Annotated in this window: 18 protein-coding genes and 1 tRNA gene; 7 read left to right on the plus strand and 12 right to left on the minus strand. The window is 63.8% G+C overall.

Features of this window, described 5'->3' with window-relative positions:
- Positions 1-16: 16 nt before the first annotated feature.
- Positions 17-421: a twin-arginine translocation pathway signal gene (locus tag LRC39_RS17595; protein ID WP_346295107.1), complete on the minus strand. Its 405-nt coding sequence runs from the start codon at positions 419-421 to the stop codon at positions 17-19.
- A 162-nt stretch (positions 422-583) separates the two neighbouring features.
- Between LRC39_RS17595 and LRC39_RS17600 the strand changes: the two genes are divergently transcribed.
- The 4 genes from LRC39_RS17600 (at position 584) to LRC39_RS17615 (ending at position 3,860) form a co-directional block, all read left to right on the plus strand.
- On the plus strand, positions 584-1,012 hold the full coding sequence (locus LRC39_RS17600) for a universal stress protein (RefSeq protein ID WP_346295108.1): 429 nt from the start codon (positions 584-586) through the stop codon (positions 1,010-1,012).
- A gap of 114 nt (positions 1,013-1,126) precedes the next feature.
- Entirely contained in the window at positions 1,127-1,969 is an 843-nt protein-coding gene (locus LRC39_RS17605; protein WP_346295109.1) for a glycosyltransferase family 92 protein, read from the plus strand.
- 25 nt (positions 1,970-1,994) lie between these two features.
- Positions 1,995-2,450 (plus strand): GNAT family N-acetyltransferase, encoded by a 456-nt coding sequence (locus tag LRC39_RS17610; RefSeq protein WP_346295110.1) that lies wholly within the window; start codon positions 1,995-1,997, stop codon positions 2,448-2,450.
- 321 nt (positions 2,451-2,771) lie between these two features.
- The gene (locus tag LRC39_RS17615) at positions 2,772-3,860 is read left to right on the plus strand and encodes a toll/interleukin-1 receptor domain-containing protein (protein WP_346295111.1); all 1,089 of its coding nucleotides are present in this window, start codon (positions 2,772-2,774) and stop codon (positions 3,858-3,860) included.
- A gap of 5 nt (positions 3,861-3,865) precedes the next feature.
- Here LRC39_RS17615 and LRC39_RS17620 read toward each other — a convergent pair whose 3' ends face one another.
- The 4 genes from LRC39_RS17620 to LRC39_RS17635 form a co-directional block, all read right to left on the minus strand.
- On the minus strand, positions 3,866-4,354 hold the full coding sequence (locus LRC39_RS17620; protein WP_346295112.1) for a TIR domain-containing protein: 489 nt from the start codon (positions 4,352-4,354) through the stop codon (positions 3,866-3,868).
- 81 nt (positions 4,355-4,435) lie between these two features.
- Positions 4,436-5,014: a hypothetical protein gene (locus LRC39_RS17625; RefSeq protein WP_346295113.1), complete on the minus strand. Its 579-nt coding sequence runs from the start codon at positions 5,012-5,014 to the stop codon at positions 4,436-4,438.
- A complete protein-coding gene (locus LRC39_RS17630) occupies positions 5,014-6,189 on the minus strand; it encodes a toll/interleukin-1 receptor domain-containing protein (RefSeq protein ID WP_346295114.1) in 1,176 nt (391 codons plus the stop codon). Before LRC39_RS17630 ends, LRC39_RS17625 begins: the two co-directional genes overlap by 1 nt.
- A 37-nt stretch (positions 6,190-6,226) precedes the next feature.
- Positions 6,227-6,315: transfer RNA gene (locus LRC39_RS17635), tRNA-Leu, on the minus strand.
- 350 nt (positions 6,316-6,665) lie between these two features.
- Here LRC39_RS17635 and LRC39_RS17640 point away from each other — a divergent pair.
- From LRC39_RS17640 to LRC39_RS17650, 3 genes are all read left to right on the plus strand, one after another.
- Positions 6,666-7,853 carry a M20 aminoacylase family protein gene (locus tag LRC39_RS17640; protein ID WP_107345228.1) on the plus strand — a complete coding sequence of 396 codons (1,188 nt, stop codon included), beginning with the start codon at positions 6,666-6,668 and terminating at the stop codon, positions 7,851-7,853.
- Complete coding sequence (locus LRC39_RS17645) at positions 7,846-9,261, plus strand: amidase (RefSeq protein ID WP_346295115.1); 1,416 nt, start codon at positions 7,846-7,848, stop codon at positions 9,259-9,261. Before LRC39_RS17640 ends, LRC39_RS17645 begins: the two co-directional genes overlap by 8 nt.
- A gap of 131 nt (positions 9,262-9,392) precedes the next feature.
- Entirely contained in the window at positions 9,393-10,283 is an 891-nt protein-coding gene (locus tag LRC39_RS17650) for a crotonase/enoyl-CoA hydratase family protein (RefSeq protein ID WP_346295116.1), read from the plus strand.
- A gap of 237 nt (positions 10,284-10,520) precedes the next feature.
- Here the strand turns inward: LRC39_RS17650 and LRC39_RS17655 are convergent, their stop codons facing one another.
- From LRC39_RS17655 to LRC39_RS17685, 7 genes are all read right to left on the minus strand, one after another.
- Positions 10,521-12,242: an AMP-binding protein gene (locus LRC39_RS17655; protein ID WP_346295117.1), complete on the minus strand. Its 1,722-nt coding sequence runs from the start codon at positions 12,240-12,242 to the stop codon at positions 10,521-10,523.
- A gap of 160 nt (positions 12,243-12,402) precedes the next feature.
- Positions 12,403-13,290, minus strand: coding sequence for a 3-hydroxyisobutyrate dehydrogenase (mmsB, locus tag LRC39_RS17660; RefSeq protein ID WP_164635682.1), 888 nt, complete (start codon positions 13,288-13,290; stop codon positions 12,403-12,405).
- 33 nt (positions 13,291-13,323) lie between these two features.
- Positions 13,324-14,397, minus strand: a complete 1,074-nt coding sequence (locus tag LRC39_RS17665; RefSeq protein ID WP_346295118.1) for an enoyl-CoA hydratase/isomerase family protein — start codon at positions 14,395-14,397, stop codon at positions 13,324-13,326.
- A complete protein-coding gene (locus tag LRC39_RS17670; RefSeq protein WP_346295119.1) occupies positions 14,394-15,539 on the minus strand; it encodes an isobutyryl-CoA dehydrogenase in 1,146 nt (381 codons plus the stop codon). Before LRC39_RS17670 ends, LRC39_RS17665 begins: the two co-directional genes overlap by 4 nt.
- A 12-nt stretch (positions 15,540-15,551) precedes the next feature.
- Positions 15,552-17,048, minus strand: a complete 1,497-nt coding sequence (locus tag LRC39_RS17675; RefSeq protein ID WP_011158992.1) for a CoA-acylating methylmalonate-semialdehyde dehydrogenase — start codon at positions 17,046-17,048, stop codon at positions 15,552-15,554.
- Between the two features lie 159 nt (positions 17,049-17,207).
- Complete coding sequence (locus LRC39_RS17680; RefSeq protein ID WP_346295120.1) at positions 17,208-17,876, minus strand: TetR/AcrR family transcriptional regulator; 669 nt, start codon at positions 17,874-17,876, stop codon at positions 17,208-17,210.
- Positions 17,877-17,949: 73 nt separating this feature from the next.
- Entirely contained in the window at positions 17,950-18,525 is a 576-nt protein-coding gene (locus LRC39_RS17685) for a PaaI family thioesterase (protein ID WP_346295121.1), read from the minus strand.
- Positions 18,526-18,620 lie beyond the last annotated feature (95 nt).

Raw genomic sequence — 18,620 nt, forward strand, 5'->3', positions numbered from 1 at the left:
CCCGCCTGCGCGCCCCTCAGCGCGCGCCGCGTCCCGCCCGCTTCTGGGGAGCCGGCGCAGCCGGCGGCGGCTCCGGCGTCGGGGTGCAGCGGTTCTCCCGCCAGGTCTGCTCGGCGAGCCGGGATTGCGCCTTCACGTTGATGTAGTCGTTGCGGTAGGCGATCTCGGAGACCACCGGCCCCGCCGCTCCGGTCTGCGCCTTGCGCATCAGACCGTCGAGCTTGGCGAGCTGCGCATCGAGCGACTTGCGCTCCGCCTCGAGCTGCTTGCAGTCGTACAGCTCGTATTTGGCCGGATCGACGAACGCCTGTGACAGCGCGCTGTCGCCCATCCCGGCGCAGCCGGACAGGCCGAGGGCGGCGAACGTGACGGCGGCAGCGGCGCGGGCTGCAGTGAAGGCGGACGAGCGTTGCGATGTCATGGTGACCGGCTGTGTGAACCAGGTTGAGGTTTCGGTCAAATCAGGCTGTGATGACCGCAGTGTGGCCGCGGTGGCGCCCCGCAACCCTCGTTTGTTTTCGCCGCGTTTTCGTCACGCGACCGGTCTCCGCTTCGCCCCGGAAACGCCAACAGGACGCGACCGATGCAGAAGATCCTCCTCCCCTATGACGGCTCCGCCAATGCGGGCCGCGCCCTGGACTGGGTAATCGCCCTCGCCCACGACAACGTCCCGATCGAGCTGGTGCTGGTGTACGCCCATCCCGAGCCGGCGTTGTATGGCGAGATCGCGGTGTACGTCTCCAAGGAGAAGATGGAGGAGCTGCAGCGCGAGCACAGCGACGACATCCTGCAGCCGGCGATCGCCAAGCTGAACGCGGCGAATATCCCGTTCACCTCCGAGGTGCTCACCGGCGACACCGCGCAGCGCATCGTCAAGCGAGCCGAAGAGCTGAACTGCAACGGCATCGTGATGGGCACCCGCGGCCGCAGCGCGATCGGCAATCTGGTGCTCGGCTCGGTGGCCAATAAGGTCGTCCACCTGACCAAACTCCCTGTGACACTGGTGAAGTAACCGCGCGGTCCGCCGCGCCTGGCTTGCCTTGCCAAACCGGCAGGTTTGGAACAGTGTCGCGCCGCAATATCGACCGGATTTTCCAAGGAGCGAGCGGTGTCGGGATTGAAGCAAATGCTGCGTGCACCCTGGGTGTGGCGGGCGCGGGCACGCGACCGCATCGTCGCGCAGCGTGACGTGCCGACGCTGGCCGTGGTGGCGATCTTCCGCGAAGAGGCGCCGTTCCTCGACGAGTGGCTGCGCTTCCACGAGGCGGTCGGCGTCGGCCATTTCTACCTCTACAACAATTTCAGCACCGACCATTTCCGCGACGTGCTGGCGCCGTGGATCGCGCGCGGCCTGGTCACGCTGACCGATTGGCCGGTCGAGGTCGGGCAGCTGCCGGCGTATCGCCACTGCATCAAGCATCACATGCTGGATGCGAAGTGGATGGCGTTCATCGACATCGACGAGTTCCTGTTCTCGCCGGTCGCCGACAAGGTCACCGACGTGCTCGGCCGGTTCGACGGCGCACCCGCGGTCGGCGTGTTCTCACCCTATTTCGGCTCGGCCGGCCACGAGCAGCGGCCGCCGGTGCCGATCAGCCGCGCTTTCACCAAGCGCTCGCCGCTATCGAAGATCTCGGCCAAGACCATCGCCAACCCGCGCTGGATCCGCGCCATCCGCAACGTGCATCTCTACAAATACTGGCGGGGCGAAACCATCGACACCATGGGCCGGCCCTTCCAGGGCGATCGCCCGGTGCTTGATCTGCTCAGGCTCAATCACTACTGGTCGCGATCGCTGTCGGACCTGCAGACCAAGATCCAGCGCGGCGATGCCTCGACGCCGGTGCCGCGCGACAGCGACTGGCATTTCGCCGCCGAGAAAGACATGAACGCCGAAGACGACGCCTCGATCCTGCCGGTGCTGGATCGGGTGTTCGGTCAGGCGGAGGATGCGGCCACGGCGGGCTGACGCTCTGCGAAACGAAAGGCGTCGCATGGCCGAATTGATCCGGCGTGGCACCCCCGCCGACGTCGCAGCGATCACCGACCTGACGATGCTGGCCTACAGCAAATGGCTGGCGCTGATCGACTACAAACCGCTGCCGATGCTCGCCAACTACGCGGTGGCGATCCGGGAGCATCGGTTCGATCTGCTCGAAGCCGACGGCGTGTTGGCGGCGCTGATCGAGACCAAACTGCGCGACAACGACCTGTTGATCGTCAACGTCGCGGTGTCGCCGGACGCCCAGAAACGCGGCCACGGCCGCCGCCTGATGGCGCTCGCCGAACAAATCGCCACTGAGGCCGACCGCTCGACACTGCGGCTCTACACCAACGAACGCTTCGAAGAGAACATCCGTCTCTACGCCTCGCTCGGTTACGTCCACGAACATCTGGAAACCCGCGCGAATGGGGCACGGGTGGTGCATATGGTGAAGCGGATGGGGTGAAACAGAAAGCGACGCGGTCCGCAGCCGACGCCCCCACGCAAAAACTCGACGCTGATGTGATCGTTAGGACTGATCCGGAAAGCGGACAGTACAACTCGCCTGAGACCTTTCAGACGCGAACCTGTTCGGTGGCTTCGATACGCCTTTAAAGGCCTAATCGCGTCGGCGGCATAGTCACATTCCAACATACCTCCCCAAAGAGAGCCAGCCAACCATCACCAAATGCTAGTACCATAATCATACAACGCCGAATAGTATAGCCGACACGATCGGCGTTTTGAGCCAAAGCCAACTTCGTTATTTGATTACTGCATAAATTCGATGAACACCGACCAATCACCCGAGATGTCCACCCTGTGCGCACCGGCCGTCTTGCGACATGGGCCGCTGCTTAGGCGCCAACTAAGCAATATATTTCCACGGCTTCTTCCTGGGCAGCACGCAACCTTCAGTCTCTACAATCGCTACCGCTTCAGGCTGGCGTCCTTCGACTATAGCCAAACAGAATTGCGGTCCGGCGAATACGCCTATGCCTATGGAAGCATCGCCAATCTGGGCACCCGACAAGGCAGCGTTTACATACGAATTACTATCTATGACCCTTACACCAGCTTTACACGGACAGTACTCGAAACTGCGACAAAAATCTCGTCGGACCGAATTGTCCTGGACAGCCATTCGAGACAATTGGAGCCATACAGCGACGTCTTACGCCAAACAGAGATTCAACCAGGATCTGCTCGTCAGTTTGCCTACGCCTTTCAAGCCCCACCTCTCTCCGAGAAAATGCTTCAGAGAGAACAAATTCTCTATACGCGAGTTGAAGCGTGGCAACCGGCTATGAGATTTATCCCGACCTACAATCTACTGTTCGGCCCTCGGATACACGACTGCATAACGCACACAAAACTGATAGTGTCCCGAAATCCAAAAAGAGAAAATAGCCATCCCCCGCAAGAGCATCGCCTCTTTATTTCGTACGCCTGGAATGGCCCGAAACATGAACAGTGGACTAAAGAATTGGCTACCGAACTCCGAAAACACGGATTTAGAAGCTGGCTGGATCATTGGGACCTACCAACCGGGCAACTGTCATCAGCCTTGACAAACGAAATATCAACCTCATCCGCTGTCGTCATTTTATGTACAAAGGAATATGCTGAACGCTGGCAGAAGCGCAAGGGAGGTGTCGGGCGAGAAAGACCGCACATTGAAGCACGGATCCGCGATTTCTCGCCGTCCGTGATTCCCGTAATTGTAAACGACGGCAGACAGTTCGAGGCGCCGGCGGAATTTGACGAACTCCTGCAACTACATCTACCAACAGAAAATTGGCGCGGCCGGCCGTTCGGCGAATTAGCGAGAGCCGTACTAAAAGCAATTAATTCAGACACCAAGCAATTGGAGTGACCACTTCAGCGACCGACTGCCTTGGCAGCCGACTCAATCCAGCTATGCATGTTCAAATAGCCATCATCACGCACCCAATCGTAAGTGGCGTACATTCTGTCGAAGGTCTTTCGCTGAGCACCTTCTCCAATCCCCCAATACTCAAGCGGATTCCGACCTTGGATATCGGCCCCTTTCTGCGGATCTTTAATGCCGTGAATGTCTATCGCCAAAAGACCCTTCTTCAGTTCGTAGCTGCGCTTGATTTCATGACGCACCCACTCGCGGCTATAGGTTTCCGCGCCGAATAATACGACAGTGACTGACGTGTTCTTCATCTGCGCTTCAATCCACTTTTCGATCCCGCCCGCCCTGTTCTTAGCCTCTTCAAATTCCGCTTTATCGTAAAACGGCGTCGCCTCTTGCTCCTTGCGGACGACCCAAGAGTTCCGCACTTGCACGACACGACGAACATCTCGGTCATAGTGAAAACTAAAAAATACTCTCCTTGCCATTACCCCTCCAAAGGATTCGCGCTCCGCCCCTGACGAAGACTTCCTGTTCGAAGAACACTAAAATGCTCCCCAGCATTAGCGCTATTGGCGACGCCTAATTTCAGCCAGCAGATTGCGAAAGAGCGTGGGATACGTCAGCTCGTGCAGCAAGTCTCGTCGAGCTGGAGCAATCTCGCGAAAAAGCTGAAGTGATGCAGCTCCTGTGGACGCAATAGGAAAACAAAGAGCCCCAGGGTGCAGCGCGCGGAAAGCGCGATATTCATTCCAAATTCCCTCCATGCCGCCTATGAAGAATGCAGCATCGAAACGTCTCGACCGCAACATGTAGTCGCGCATTGTTACCAAGCTTCGCTCGCGATCGCCATCAGCCGGCACGATCTGAAAATCGATAAACTCTGTATTCTCTTCGACGAATTCGCCTTCGAAGAAAGCGCTTTGGAAGAGCACGACTCGCCGCTTGTATTTAGGAGCCATGCCCCGCAGGAGCAAAGCGATGAGTGGAGTGATGGCAGGATGTCCACCAAATACGAGTACGGCATCATCCAACGCCGTTTCCACAAGTGCCTTGACCGCCTCACGAATAGCAATGACGTCAGCGGTATCGAAAAACTCTCTATGGCGTGTGGGAAGAGGCACGCTCGCCGAAAGAAATAAATTCATTATGCGGCCTCCCTCTCAATGCGAGACCTGCAAGCTGAAACGCAAACAGCGGTCACTGGCAAATGCCGATTCAACCACTCCACGTGGTCGAGCCAACCCTGCAGAAGACCGCGATCATCGTACAGCAACCATACTTTGCCGTATTTGACAGGAGCATTCAAGATTGCTTCTTCGATCTCTTGATAACGCGAAGCGCTCGGGACACCTATGGCGGGCACCACGGCGATACTTCTTGTGTTTGCTAACGTTAGAGCTACAAAGCGATCCGACTGAACAAGGGCTTGCTGACCAGCATTCCTCGCCATATCGCAGAAGTTGTCGACAAGATAGCGATAACGAGCAGCCATTGCGCGCGCGCGCAATGCCTCGACATTCCGTCCAATTTCTTCGATGAATGAATGCTCAAGTCGTGCGGCAGGCCCCGTGCGGGCACTATCGAAAAAGTGTTTGGCTTGAAGCAAGACGAATTCGCTAAAGGCCGAATGCGGATCAGGTGGCACACCCGGCCAAAGCAAATGCAGAATTTGGAGGCTTGTGGCATTGGCTCGCGCAAGCTCTTGCACTGTCCACCTACTCTGACGAAAGTCCGGCGTATCGAGCAAGACGATTACGTCACTATCGGCGAGGCGGTGCCACAGAACCGATTGAAAATCGGCAGCAGGAGGAACGCTGTGTGTATCAAGAAAGACGTCAAAGCCTAGCGCATCGAGTGCCTCGTAAAGCTGGATGGCAATACCTTGCGATTCTAAGCGACGGTAGCTGATAAATAAGCGTCGTTCCGACCTCAACAGTCGGAAGCTCTCAAAAGCCAGATTCACTATGCGTTCGATCTTGGGGTTGGCAATCGAAGATTCCAAGCAATTGATGTGGGCTAGTTTGGGCGGAATAAGTTCTGCTGCGCTCTCGAGGTTCTCAACGACAGGAAGAATGATCACACTGTCCTGCAATAAGTCGTTGAGGATGGGATGTGCGACATCTGTCGCATTCGGGTATCCGAAGAAGACTCCTGTAAATGGCCTCTTGCGGTTGCGACTCCCAATATCTTTTTCATTGATCAGTGCCACGGCGTCGGGAGGAAGCCCCAAGTCGCTGCACTGCTTTCGGAAGGCTGCCTCGACAATAGCCAGTTTTGCGCCGGGGATACCTAGGATACCTATCTGATACTCCTTAGCCATGTTGTACTCCGATCCGCTCTACTTCGTCAGCGATTGCTGGTGCGGGCGGCCGGGGTCGAACCGGCACAGCTCTTTCGAGCCGAGGGATTTTAAGTCCCTTGCGTCTACCAATTTCGCCACGCCCGCATCCCGGACCGCGACGCCGCCGAAAACTGGCGGCTGCGGCGGTGGCTGTCCGGCTCGGCGGCCGTGACCTTGCCAAGTTCCGCGCCAGTGCGCCGCATTCATAATCGACCCTGCGACGCAACGCAAAGCGGGGTTGCAGCGAAGCGGTGACTTCGCCGTCCGCGCGCTTTGACATCGCCCCGCATTGTCGGCTGGAATACGCACGGCGCCTGCGGCGTCGGGCACGGCGGTCTGTCTCACGCCGATGCCGATTCCGCTCTCCCTCTGCCCTGCCCCGCTCTTGCCCGTTCCTTGCATGCAGGCCGCCCGAGACGTCCCATAGAGCCCACCACAGCCGAGGTGACCCGCGCATGCCGACCATCGACCGTATCGACGCCTTCGCCGACGAAATGACCGCGATCCGCCGCGACCTCCACGCCCATCCCGAGATCGGCTTCGAAGAGGTGCGGACCTCGAGCATCGTCGCCGAGAAGCTCGGCCAATGGGGCATCGAGGTGCATCGCGGCATCGGCGGCACCGGCGTCGTCGGCGTGCTGAAGGGCAAAGGCGAAGGCAGCCGCCGCATCGGCCTGCGCGCCGACATGGACGCACTGCCGATGGACGAAGCCACCAACCTGCCGTGGCGCTCGACCATCCCCGGCCGCTTCCACGGCTGCGGCCACGACGCCCACACCACCATGCTGCTCGGCACCGCGCGCTACCTCGCCGAGACCCGCAATTTCGACGGCACCGTGCACTTCATCTTCCAGCCCGCCGAGGAAGGCCTCGGCGGCGCGCGCGCGATGCTGAAGGACGGGCTGTTCGAGAAATTTCCGTGCGACGAAGTGTACGGCCTGCACAACGCGCCGGACCTCGGCCATGGCGAGATCGCGATCCGGCCCGGACCGGCGATGGCCGGCGCCGATTTCTTCGACATCACCATCTCGGGCTACGGCGCCCACGGCGCGATGCCGGAGCGCTCCAAGGACCCGGTGGTGATCGCGATGACGCTCGGCCAGGCGCTGCAGACCATCGTCAGTCGCAACGTCGATCCGCTGCAGTCGGCGGTGCTGTCGATCACCCAGATCCATTCCGGCTCGGCCTATAATGTGATCCCCGGCGAAGCCCGGCTCGCGGGCACGGTGCGCGCGTTCTCCGACGAGATCCGCAACCTGATCCGGACCCGGATGCGCGCGGTCGCGGCCGGCATTGCGGCGGCGTTCGAGGTCGACATCAAGGTCGACATCCGCGACATCTTCAGCGTGCTGGTGAACGCGCCCGAGCACAGCGAGCGCGTCGCCGAGGTGGCGCGCAGCATCGTCGGCGACGCCAACGTGAAGACCCGCGAAACGCCGAAGATGGGCAGCGAGGATTTCGCCGATATGCTGCAGGCGGTGCCCGGCGCATATTTCTGGATCGGCCACGACGGCAACGTGCCGCTGCATAACCCGGGCTTCGTGCTAGACGACAAGATCCTGCCGGTCGGCGCCAGCATGTTCGCCCGGCTGATCGAAACCCGGCTGCCGGTCGGCGGCCACGACGGAGCTACGCATGTCTGACGGCCTCGCCACCACCGCCACCGCGCTGCACGACCTCTCGGCCACCGAGCTGCTCGCCGGCTATTACGGCAAGCAGTTCTCGCCGAGCGAGGTGATGGAGGCGGTGATCGCCCAGGCGACGCGCTGGGAGCCGCATATCAATGCGCTGTACGGTTTCGATCCCGACACCGCGCGCAAGGCGGCGCAAGCCTCCACCGCGCGCTGGGCCAAGGGCGAGCCGCTCGGCCTGCTCGACGGCGTGCCGGTGACAATCAAGGAGAACGTCGCCACCGAGGGCGTGCCGGTGCCGCTCGGCGTGCCGATCACGCCGCTGACGCCGGCCGCAGCCGATGCGCCGCCCGCCGCGCGGCTGCGTGAAGCCGGCGGCATTCTGTGGAGCAAGACGACGATGCCGGATTTCGGCATGCTGTCGTCGGGCCTGTCGAGCTTCCACGGCGTCACCCGCAATCCGTGGGACGTGTCGCAGAACACCGGCGGCTCTTCCGCCGGCGCCGGCGCTGCGGGCGCGGCCGGCTACGGGCCGCTGCATCTCGGCACGGATATCGGCGGCTCGGTGCGGCTGCCGGCGGCGTGGTGCGGCATCTTCGCGTTGAAGCCGAGCCTCGGCCGCGTGCCGATCGATCCGCCCTATGTCGGCCGCTGCGCCGGGCCGATGACGCGCACCGTCGACGACGCCGCGCTGATGATGAGCGTGCTGTCGCAGCCCGACGGCCGCGACGGCATGAGCCTGCCGCCGCACGATTTCGACTGGAGCGATCTCGACACCACGCTGCGCGGCAAGACCATCGGCCTGCTCACCGATCTCGGCTTCGGCATGGAGCTCGAAGACGAGGTACGCGCCATCGTCACGCAGGCGGCACGTACGTTCGAGGCGCAGGGTGCGACTATCAAGCCGGTCGAACTCGGCTTCACCCGCGAGATGATGGACGGGCTCGACAATTTCTGGCGGGCGCGGATGTGGAGCGATCTGGCGCTGTTCTCCGACGAGCAACGCGCACGCGTGCTGCCCTACATCGTGCGCTGGGCCGAACCCGGCGCGCGGCTGAGCGGCGTCGACGTGGTCCGCGGCTTCAACCAGACCATGGCGGTGCGCGCACTCGGCGCCAAGCTGTTTGCCGGCATCGACTATCTGATCTCGCCGGTGGCGCCGGTGGTGAGCTTCGCCGCCGATGTCGCCTCGCCGTGGAATGATCCGGACCGGCCGTTCGATCACATCCTCTATACCGTGCCCTGGAATATGGCGGAAAATCCCGCCGCTTCGATCAACGGCGGCTACAGCGCCAAGGGCTTTCCGATCGGTGTGCAGATCGTCGGCAAACGCTTCGACGATCTCGGCGTGCTGCGCATGGCCAAGGCATTCGAAGGCCTGCGCGGCGAACAGAAGCCGTGGCCGGTCGTGCCGCACTAAAGTACGCGGCGTCCCAAGCACAATGTCATTGCGCGGGCTCGACCCGCGCATCCATCTCCTTCATAAAGATGGATGCGCGGGCCGAGCCCGCGCATGACTCGTACAAACAAAAACACGCTGGAGGAAACCAGATGCCGTTCGAGACCATCAAATACGAGGTCGCCGATCAAATCCTCACCATCACGCTGAACCGGCCGGACAAGCTCAACGCCTTCAATCCGACGATGCAGCACGAGCTGATCGAGGCGTTCGACAAGGCCGACGCCGACGATAACATCCGCGCCATCATCGTCACCGGCGAAGGCCGCGCGTTCTGCGCCGGTGCAGATCTGTCCTCCGGCGCCGACACCTTCGATCGCGATGCCCGCCGCGGCCCGGTGCGCCGCAATGCCGACGGCTCGACCGACTACTCCGACCCGCAGGTGCGCGACGGCGGCGGCCAGGTGACGCTGCGGATCTTCAAGTGCCTGAAGCCGGTGATCGCGGCCGTGAACGGCCCGGCGGTCGGCATCGGCGTCACCATGCAGCTGGCGATGGATATCCGCATCGCGTCCGAAGCCGCGCGGTTCGGCTTCGTGTTCTCGCAGCGGGGTATCGTGCCCGAAGCGGCGTCGAGCTGGTTCCTGCCGCGCATCGTCGGCATCGCCCAGGCGCTGGAGTGGTGCTACACCGGCCGCGTGTTCCCGGCGCAGGAAGCGCTCGCCGGCAAGCTGGTCAGCCGCGTGGTCCCCGCCGATCAGCTGCTCGAGACCGCGCGCACACTCGCCAAGGAAATCGCCGCCAAGACCGCACCGGTGTCGGTGGCGCTGATCCGGCAGATGATGTGGCGGATGATGGGCGCCGACGATCCGATGGAAGCCCACAAGATCGACAGCCGCGGCATCTACGAGCGCGGCCGCTCCGACGACGTCAAGGAAGGCGTCACCTCGTTCCTGGAAAAGCGCCCGGCGCAGTTCAAGAACAAGATCACCACCGACATGCCGCCCTACTTCCCGTGGTGGGACGAGCGCGACTACAAGTAAGCGCGGTTTAGAAGTACGTCATTCCGGGGCGCGAACGAACGTTCGCGAACCCGGAATCCCGAGATTGTTGCAAAGAGAGATTCCGGGTTCGCGCTGCGCGCGCCCCGGAATGACCAACGAGAGGACGGTGCACACCGTCCCGGCACGGCTCGTAGGATGGGTTGAGCCGGAGGCGAAACCCATCGCCGCACGCAGCCGCCGACGATGGGTTTCGCTGCGCTCAACCCATCCTACGGACTACCCCTCCTTCGCCGGCGCGGCTTTCAGCTCGGGGAAGTCCTCTTCGGAGAAGGCGAGTCCGCGCAGACTATCGGCCTGATCGTTGTCGTGCTCGATGCGGCGGAGTTGGACGCGGCGGATCTTGCCGGAGATGGTCTTCGGCAGTTCGCTGACGATCTCCAGCTTGCGGATGCGCTTGAACGGCGCCAGCCGGCCCTGCATGTGCCTGAAGATCGACAGCGCGGTGTCGCGGGTTCGTTCCGCGTTCGCGGTCAGCAGCACATAGGCTTTCGGGATCGCCAGCTTGATCGGATCCGGGCTCGGCACCACCGCAGCTTCCGCCACGAGGTCGTGCTCCAGCAGCACGCTCTCCAGTTCGAACGGCGAGATCCGGTAGTCCGACGACTTGAACACATCGTCGGTGCGGCCGACGAAGGTCAGATAGCCGTCCTCATCCGCGAACGCGACGTCGCCGGAGCGATACACCTCGCCGTCGGCGCCCGAAAGCTTGCCGCCCTCGCCCTGATAGCCCTGCATCAGCCCGGCGGGGCGCGCATCGCCGAGCGCCAGCGTGATCTCGCCCTCCTTGGCCGGATGACCGTCGGCATCGGTGATCTTGACCATGTAGCCCGGCAGCGGCCGGCCCATCGAGCCGATCTTCACCGGCTGCCCCGGCGAATTGCCGACCATGGCGGTGGTTTCGGTCTGGCCGTAACCATCGCGGATGGTGAGACCCCAGGCGGCTTTGACCTGATCGATCACTTCCGGATTGAGCGGCTCGCCGGCGCCGCAGACTTCGCGCAAGGAGACCTGATAGTCCGCCAGCTTCTCCTGGATGAACATCCGCCACACCGTCGGCGGCGCGCACAGCGTGGTGACGCCGCAGCGGCCGATGGTGGCGAGCAGGCTCTTGGCATCGAACCGCGGCTGGTTGACGACGAACACGGTGGCACCCGCATTCCACGGCGCGAACAAGCAGCTCCAGGCGTGCTTGGCCCAGCCCGGCGAGGAGATGTTGAGATGCACGTCGCCCGGCTGCAGTCCGAGCCAGAACATCGTCGACAGCGCCCCGACCGGATAGGAGCGCTGGCTGTGCCGCACCAGCTTCGGCTTCGCGGTGGTACCGGAGGTGAAGTACAGCAGCATCGGATCGTCGGCCTGGGTCGGCCCGTCCGGGGTGAAGACGTCAGGCTGCAGCGCGGTCCCGTCGTAATTGAGCCAGCCGTCCTGGGCGTCGCCGACGACGATGCGGAGCAGATCATCGCCGCCGAGGCCGGCGAACTTGGCGACCTGATCCGGCGCCGCCACCACCGCCTTGGCGCGGCCGCGGTCGAGCCGGTCGCGCAGCTCCTCCGGGGTGAGCAGCGTGGTGGCCGGAATGGTGACGAGGCCGAGCTTGATCGCGGCCAGCATCACCTCCCACAACGGCACGACGTTCCCCAGCAGCAACAGCAAATGATCGCCGCGCTTCAGGCCCTTGGCGCGCAGATAGTTGGCGACCTGGTTGGAGCGCTTCGACAGATGCGCGAAGCTCGGCTTTTCCTCCCGGCCGGTGGTGCCGTCGACGATCCACAGCGCGGGTCGGTTGCGGCTGTCCGGATTGCTTGCCAGCTCGGCGTCGAACCAGTCGAGCGCCCAGTTGAACGGCACCGGATCGGGCCAGCGGAAACCCGCGACCGCGGCTGCGTAGTCGGTGCGGTGTTGGAGCAGGAACGAACGGGCTTGCTGGAACGTGGTCATGAAGCACCTCGCTTACGAGGCGCGACCGCAACCACTTCCTCATCCGTCATGGCCGGACTTGATCCGGCCATCCATCATCCTTGCGAAAACGATGGATGCGCGGGTCGAGCCCGCGCATGACGACTGGATCGGGGAGCGGTCGTGCCAGACATCGGACTGATTACTTCCGCCCCTGCTCGCGCAGGTAATTGATGATTCCGGAAAAATCCGTGCCGCCGTGGCCGGCCTGTTCGAACGCGGCGTAGATCTCGGCGGCGTGCTGGCCGAGCGGCGTCGAAGCGCCGGCCGCCTTGGCGGCTTCCTGCGACAGCTTGAGATCCTTCAGCATCAGCGCTGCGGCGAAGCCCGGCTTATAGCTGTTGTTGGCGGGCGATGCCGGCACCGGGCCGGGCACCGGGCAATAGCTGGTGAGCGACCAGCACTGCCCCGACGAGGTCGAGGCGACATCGAACAGCGCCTGATGCGACAGCCCTAGCTTCTCGGCGAGCGTGAACGCTTCCGACACGCCGATCATCGAGATGCCGAGGATCATGTTGTTGCAGATCTTCGCCGCCTGGCCGGCGCCGGCACCGCCGCAATGCACGATCTTCTTACCCATCTTTTCGAGCACCGGCTTGGCGGCCGCAAACGCCGCCTCGCTGCCGCCGGCCATGAAGGTCAGCGTCGCGCCCTTGGCGCCGCCGGTGCCACCGGAAACCGGCGCATCAACAGAGGCGATGTCGTGCTTGGCGGCGAGCGCATGCGCCTGCACGGCGCTTTCGACGTCGATGGTCGAGCAATCGATGATCAGCGCGCCCTTGGCGGCGTGCGGCAGGATCTCGTTCCACACCGCCAGAACGTGCTTGCCGGCCGGCAGCATGGTGACGATGACGCCCGCGCCCTTCACCGCATCGATCGCGGTCGGCGCGATGCTGACGCCCTCGGCCTTCGCCGCTTCGCACGAGGCCGCCACCAGATCAAAGCCGGCGACCTTGTGGCCGGCCTTGGCGAGATTGCCGGCCATCGGCCCGCCCATATTGCCGAGACCGATGAATGCGATATCCGTCATGTCCCCTTCCTCCCCTTGCCTGTCCCCGGTGCTTCAGCCCGGAAATTTCAGCTCGTCGTCGCCGCGATCTTCAAAGTAGCGCGCCACGATCTCCGGCGTCACCTCTGCGATCGTCGCAGGCCGCCATTTTGGCTGACGGTCCTTGTCGATCACCGCGGCGCGGACGCCCTCGACGAAATCGTCGCTGACGAACACCTGCAGCGCAGCGCGATATTCGTGCACCAGACACTCTTCGAGCGACACCCTGTGCCGCGCGGCGCGCAGCAGCTTCAGCGTCACCTTCAGGCTGGTCGGCGATTTGATGCGCAGCGTCTTCAGCGCGGCTTGCGCGAACTCCGACGCATCGCTCTCCAACGCGGCAACGATCTGCTCGATCGTCTGGTGCCCGAACCAGCGGTCGATCTCGGCCTGATGCAGCTCGGCGGGGCCCTTGGCCGGCCGTTCGGAAAAGCGCGCGATGATGCCGCTGACCTGCTCGGCCGATGCGCCGCTCGGCGCCTCGGTGAGCGCCTGACGCAGCGCTGCCCAATTCGCGGTCGGCACATAGGCGTCGGCGAATTGCGCGTGGATCGCGTCGGCGCCGTTCATGATATCGCCGGTCAGCCCGAAATACGTCCCGATCTCGCCGGGCGAGCGCGTCAGCAGCCAGGTGCCGCCGACATCGGGGAAGAAGCCGATGCCGACTTCCGGCATCGCGATCTTGGTCTTGTCGGTGACGATGCGGTGGCTGCCGTGGCCGGCGATGCCGACACCGCCGCCCATCACCAAGCCGTCCATGAACGCCACATAGGGCTTCGGATACTTAGCGATCTTGGCGTTGGTGATGTATTCCTCGCGCCAGAACACCTTGCCGAGATCGCCGCCCTCGCGCGCGCTGTTGTAGAGCCCGACGATGTCGCCGCCGGCGCACAGCCCGCGCTCACCGGCGCCTTCGACCAGGATCAGCGCGACCTGCGGATCGGCGGCGAAGGCGTCGAGCGCGTTGTCGAGGTCACGCGCCATCTCCAGCGTCAGTGCATTGATGGCCTTCGGCCGGTTGAGACGGATCACACCGGCGGCGCCTTCGCGCCGGACGATCAGATCGGGTTCGGTCACGGCACCATTCATCGATTGGCCTCGAGCAGCTTGCGCGACACGATCAGCCGCATGATTTCATTGGTGCCTTCGAGGATCTGGTGGACGCGCAGGTCACGCACCAGTTTCTCGATGCCGTATTCGGCCAGATAGCCGTAGCCGCCGTGCAGCTGCAGCGCCTCGTTGGCGACGCCAAAGCCGGCATCGGTGGCGAAGCGCTTGGCCATCGCGCACAGCTTGGTGGCATCGGCATCCTTGCGGTCGAGCGCCGCGGCGGCGCGCCACAGCAGCGTGCGCGCGGCCTCCAATTCGGTCGCCATGTCGGCAAGCCGGAATTGCAGCGCCTGGAATTCATCGAGCCGCTTCCCGAACGCCTTGCGCTCTTTCATGTAAGCGAGCGTCTTGTCGAGCGCGGCCTGGGCGCCGCCGAGCGAACAGGCGCCGATGTTGAGCCGGCCGCCGTCGAGCCCGGCCATCGCGATCTTGAAGCCGATGCCTTCGTCGCCGAGCCGGTTGGTGACCGGCACCCGCGCGTTTTCGAAAATCACGGTGCGGGTCGGCTGCGCATTCCAGCCCATCTTGCGCTCGTTGGCGCCGAACGACAGGCCGGGCGTGTCCTTCTCGACCACCAGCGTCGAGATGCCGCCAGGGCCATCGCCGCCGGTGCGCACCATCACGACATAGAGGTCATTGGCGCCGGCGCCGGAGATGAACTGCTTCTGGCCGTCGAGGATGTAGTGCTCGCCGTCACGCACCGCGCGGGTGCGCAGCGCCGCGGCATCCGAACCGGAGCCCGGCTCGGTCAGGCAGTAGCTGGCGACCTGCTCCATGCTGCACAGCGTCGGCAGCCAGCGCTGACGCTGCGCGTCGGAGCCGTAGCTGTCGATCATCCACGACGCCATGTTGTGGATGGAGATGAACGCCGACACCGACGGACAGCCGGTCGCCAGCGCCTCGAAGATCAGCGCCGCGTCGAACCGGGTCATCGCGCTGCCGCCGACATCGTCGCGGATGTAGATGCCGCCGATGCCGAGCGCCGCCGCTTCGCGGATCACGTCCAGCGGCAGGTGCTTGTCTTCATCCCATTTCAGCGCATGCGGCGCGATCTTCTCGGCCGCGAAGTCGCGCGCCATGTCACGAATGGCGCGCTGATCTTCGTTGAGGTCGAACTGCATGGCAGCCGGCGCTTACTTCATCAGCGGGATCGAGAACTCCGCGCCTTCCTTGACGCCCGACGGCCAGCGCGAGGTGACGGTCTTGGTCTTGGTGTAGAACCGGATCGAATCCGGGCCATGCTGATTGAGATCGCCGAAGCCGGACTTCTTCCAGCCGCCGAAGGTGTAGTAGGCGATCGGCACCGGGATCGGCACGTTGATGCCGACCATGCCGACGTTCACTTTCGCCGCAAAGTCGCGCGCGGCGTCGCCGTCGCGGGTGAAGATCGCGACGCCGTTGCCGTAGTCGTGGTCGGACGGCAGCGACAGCGCTTCGGCATAATCATGGGCGCGGACGACGCTCAGGACGGGGCCGAAGATCTCTTCCTTGTAGATCCGCATGTCCTTGGTGACGTTGTCGAACAGACAACCGCCCATGTAGAAGCCGTTCTCGTAGCCCTGCATCTTGAAGCCGCGGCCGTCGACCGCGAGCGTCGCGCCTTCCTTGACGCCGATGTCGACGTAGTTCTTGACGCGCTCCAGCGCTTCCTTGGTCACCAGCGGGCCGTAGTCAGCGGTCGGATCGGTCGACGGACCGATCTTCAGCGCCTCGACGCGCGGGATCAGCTTGCTCATCAGCGCGTCCGCGGTGGCCTTGCCGACCGGCACCGCGACCGAGATCGCCATGCAGCGCTCGCCCGCCGAGCCGTAGCCGGCGCCGATCAGCGCGTCGACGGTCTGGTCGATGTCGGCATCCGGCATGATGATGGCGTGGTTCTTGGCGCCGCCGAAGCACTGCGCGCGCTTGCCGGTCTGCGCGGCGCGCTCATAGATGTACTGCGCGATCGGCGAGGAGCCGACGAAGCCTACCGCCTTGATGTCCGGATCGTCGAGGATGGCGTCGACCGCTTCCTTGTCGCCGTTGACGACGTTGAGGATGCCCGGCGGCAGGCCGGCCTCGAGCATCAGCGCCGCCAGCGCCATCGGCACGCCGGGGTCGCGCTCCGACGGCTTCAGGATGAACGCGTTGCCGCACGCGATCGCGGGCGCGAACTTCCACATCGGGATCATCGCCGGGAAGTTGAACGGAGTGATGCCAGCGACGACGCCGAGCGGCTGCCGCATCGAATAGATGTCGATGCCGGGGCCGGCGCCCTCGGTGTATTCGCCCTTCATCAGATGCGGAATGCCGCAGGCGAACTCGGCGACTTCGAGGCCGCGCTGGATGTCGCCCTTGGCGTCGGGAATGGTCTTGCCATGTTCGCGCGCGAGCAGCTCGGCGAGCTTGTCGTAATCGCGCTGCACCAATTCGAGGAACTTCATCAGCACGCGGGCGCGGCGCTGCGGGTTGGTGGCGCCCCATTCCGGCTGCGCGGCCTTGGCGTTTTCAACCGCTGCGCGGAGCTCGGCTTTGGTGGCGAGGGCGACTTTGGCCTTCACCTCGCCGGTCATCGGCTCGAACACGTCGGCGAAACGCCCCGACTTGCCCTCGACCTCTTTGCCGCCGATGAAATGCCCGACCGTGCGCATGGACTTCCTCCTGAAAGGCTGTGTTCTCGTCCCCTTGAACAGAATTTTTTCAGGTTTGGGAAGGCCCAGGACGCGCGACACCTGTGCCGAAATGCGGAAGCGGCCCACGCTGCGGCATGCGGCCACCGCTGGCCGCGCCGCAGGCTTTGCAAGCAGGTTTCAGTCTTGCGCGGCCGACCGTGTCGCAACCTTGGCGGCGGCCTTCTTCGGCTTGGCCGTGATCACCCGCGCTGGCTTCTTCGGCGCAGCGGCGCCGGCCTCGGCCAATGCGGCTTCGCGGCCGGCGGCGAGAATTTCGTCGGACAATTCGCCGCTGCCGGCGATCCGCGCCAACACCAACGTTCCCATCATGGTCGCCAGCGCCGCCATCGCCTGCTTGCGTGCCGTCTTCGGCGGAGCATCGACATATTGCGCCGCAATCATCGCGATCATGTCGTCGAGCTTGGCGGCGAACGCCTTGCGGGTCTTCGGGCTTTCCCGCGCAATCTCGGCGCCGAGCGCCGGCACTGCACAGCCACGGCCGGGATCGTCGCGGTGGTTGGCGCTGAGATAACCGTCCACCAGCGCGGCCAGCCGCTGCTCCGGCGGCAGCTCCTCCGCCAGCTTGCGCCAGCGCTCGGTGGAGCGGTCCATCGCGTAGCTGAAGGCCTCGATCACCAGCGCCTCGCGCGATGCGAAATGCGCGTAGAACCCGCCGTGGGTGAGGCCCGCGTCCTTCATCAGATCGGCAACGCCGATGCCGTGGGCGCCCTTCTCACGCAGCTTCACCGACGCCCGCCGGACGATGCGGTCGTGGGTCTCCTGCTTATGTTCCTTCGAATAGCGCATCGGCTGTCCATGCCATGTTCAGGATCATATTATGACACCGAACGCGGGCGTCTGCCTCAAGTTTCGGTTCACCTCAGGAATCGTGCGGATGTGGCGCCGCAGCAGGCGCACCCCCAAGCATCGCAAAAGTTGCAGTGGCGTGCACCGCCAGCTTGCCGGCGCCGTCATAGACGAAGCCCTCGGTGTAGCTCGACTGCCGGCCGAATTTCACCACCCGCCCCTCGGCCATGATCGTGCCGGACCGCACCGACAACGGCCGCAGATAGCTGAGCTTCAGATCCATCGTCACCGAGCCCTGCCCGGCCGGTTGGCGCGTCGAGATCGCACAGCCCATCGCGGTGTCGAGCAGCGCGGCCGCAATCGCGCCGTGGAGCAGGCCCGCGGTGTTCTCCAGGCTCTGGTCCGGATCGAGCTGCATCACGATCCGGCCGGGATGCACTTCGGCCATCTTGAAGCCGATCAGCCGCGCAAGCGGCGGCGGCGGCAACCGGCCGTCGCGGATCGCCTGCATCACCTCCAGGCCGGACATCGTCATCGCGGCGCGTGCGACCGGCCCCGGCTCCTGCCACTCGACCGTGCGGCTGCGACGCTGCGCGGCCGCAAACAAGCCTGAGAGATCGGGCGGCGCAGCGGCATCGAGCATCGTCATCGGCGGGCTCCTGTTTTTATATGATGATACTCATATTATAAATCCCGGGTCACGACAAGCGCGCCGGCGGGATGCTTGACAGCCCCCCAGCATTG

The organism is Rhodopseudomonas sp. P1 (assembly GCF_039642825.1).
Taxonomy (GTDB): domain Bacteria; phylum Pseudomonadota; class Alphaproteobacteria; order Rhizobiales; family Xanthobacteraceae; genus Rhodopseudomonas; species Rhodopseudomonas palustris_H.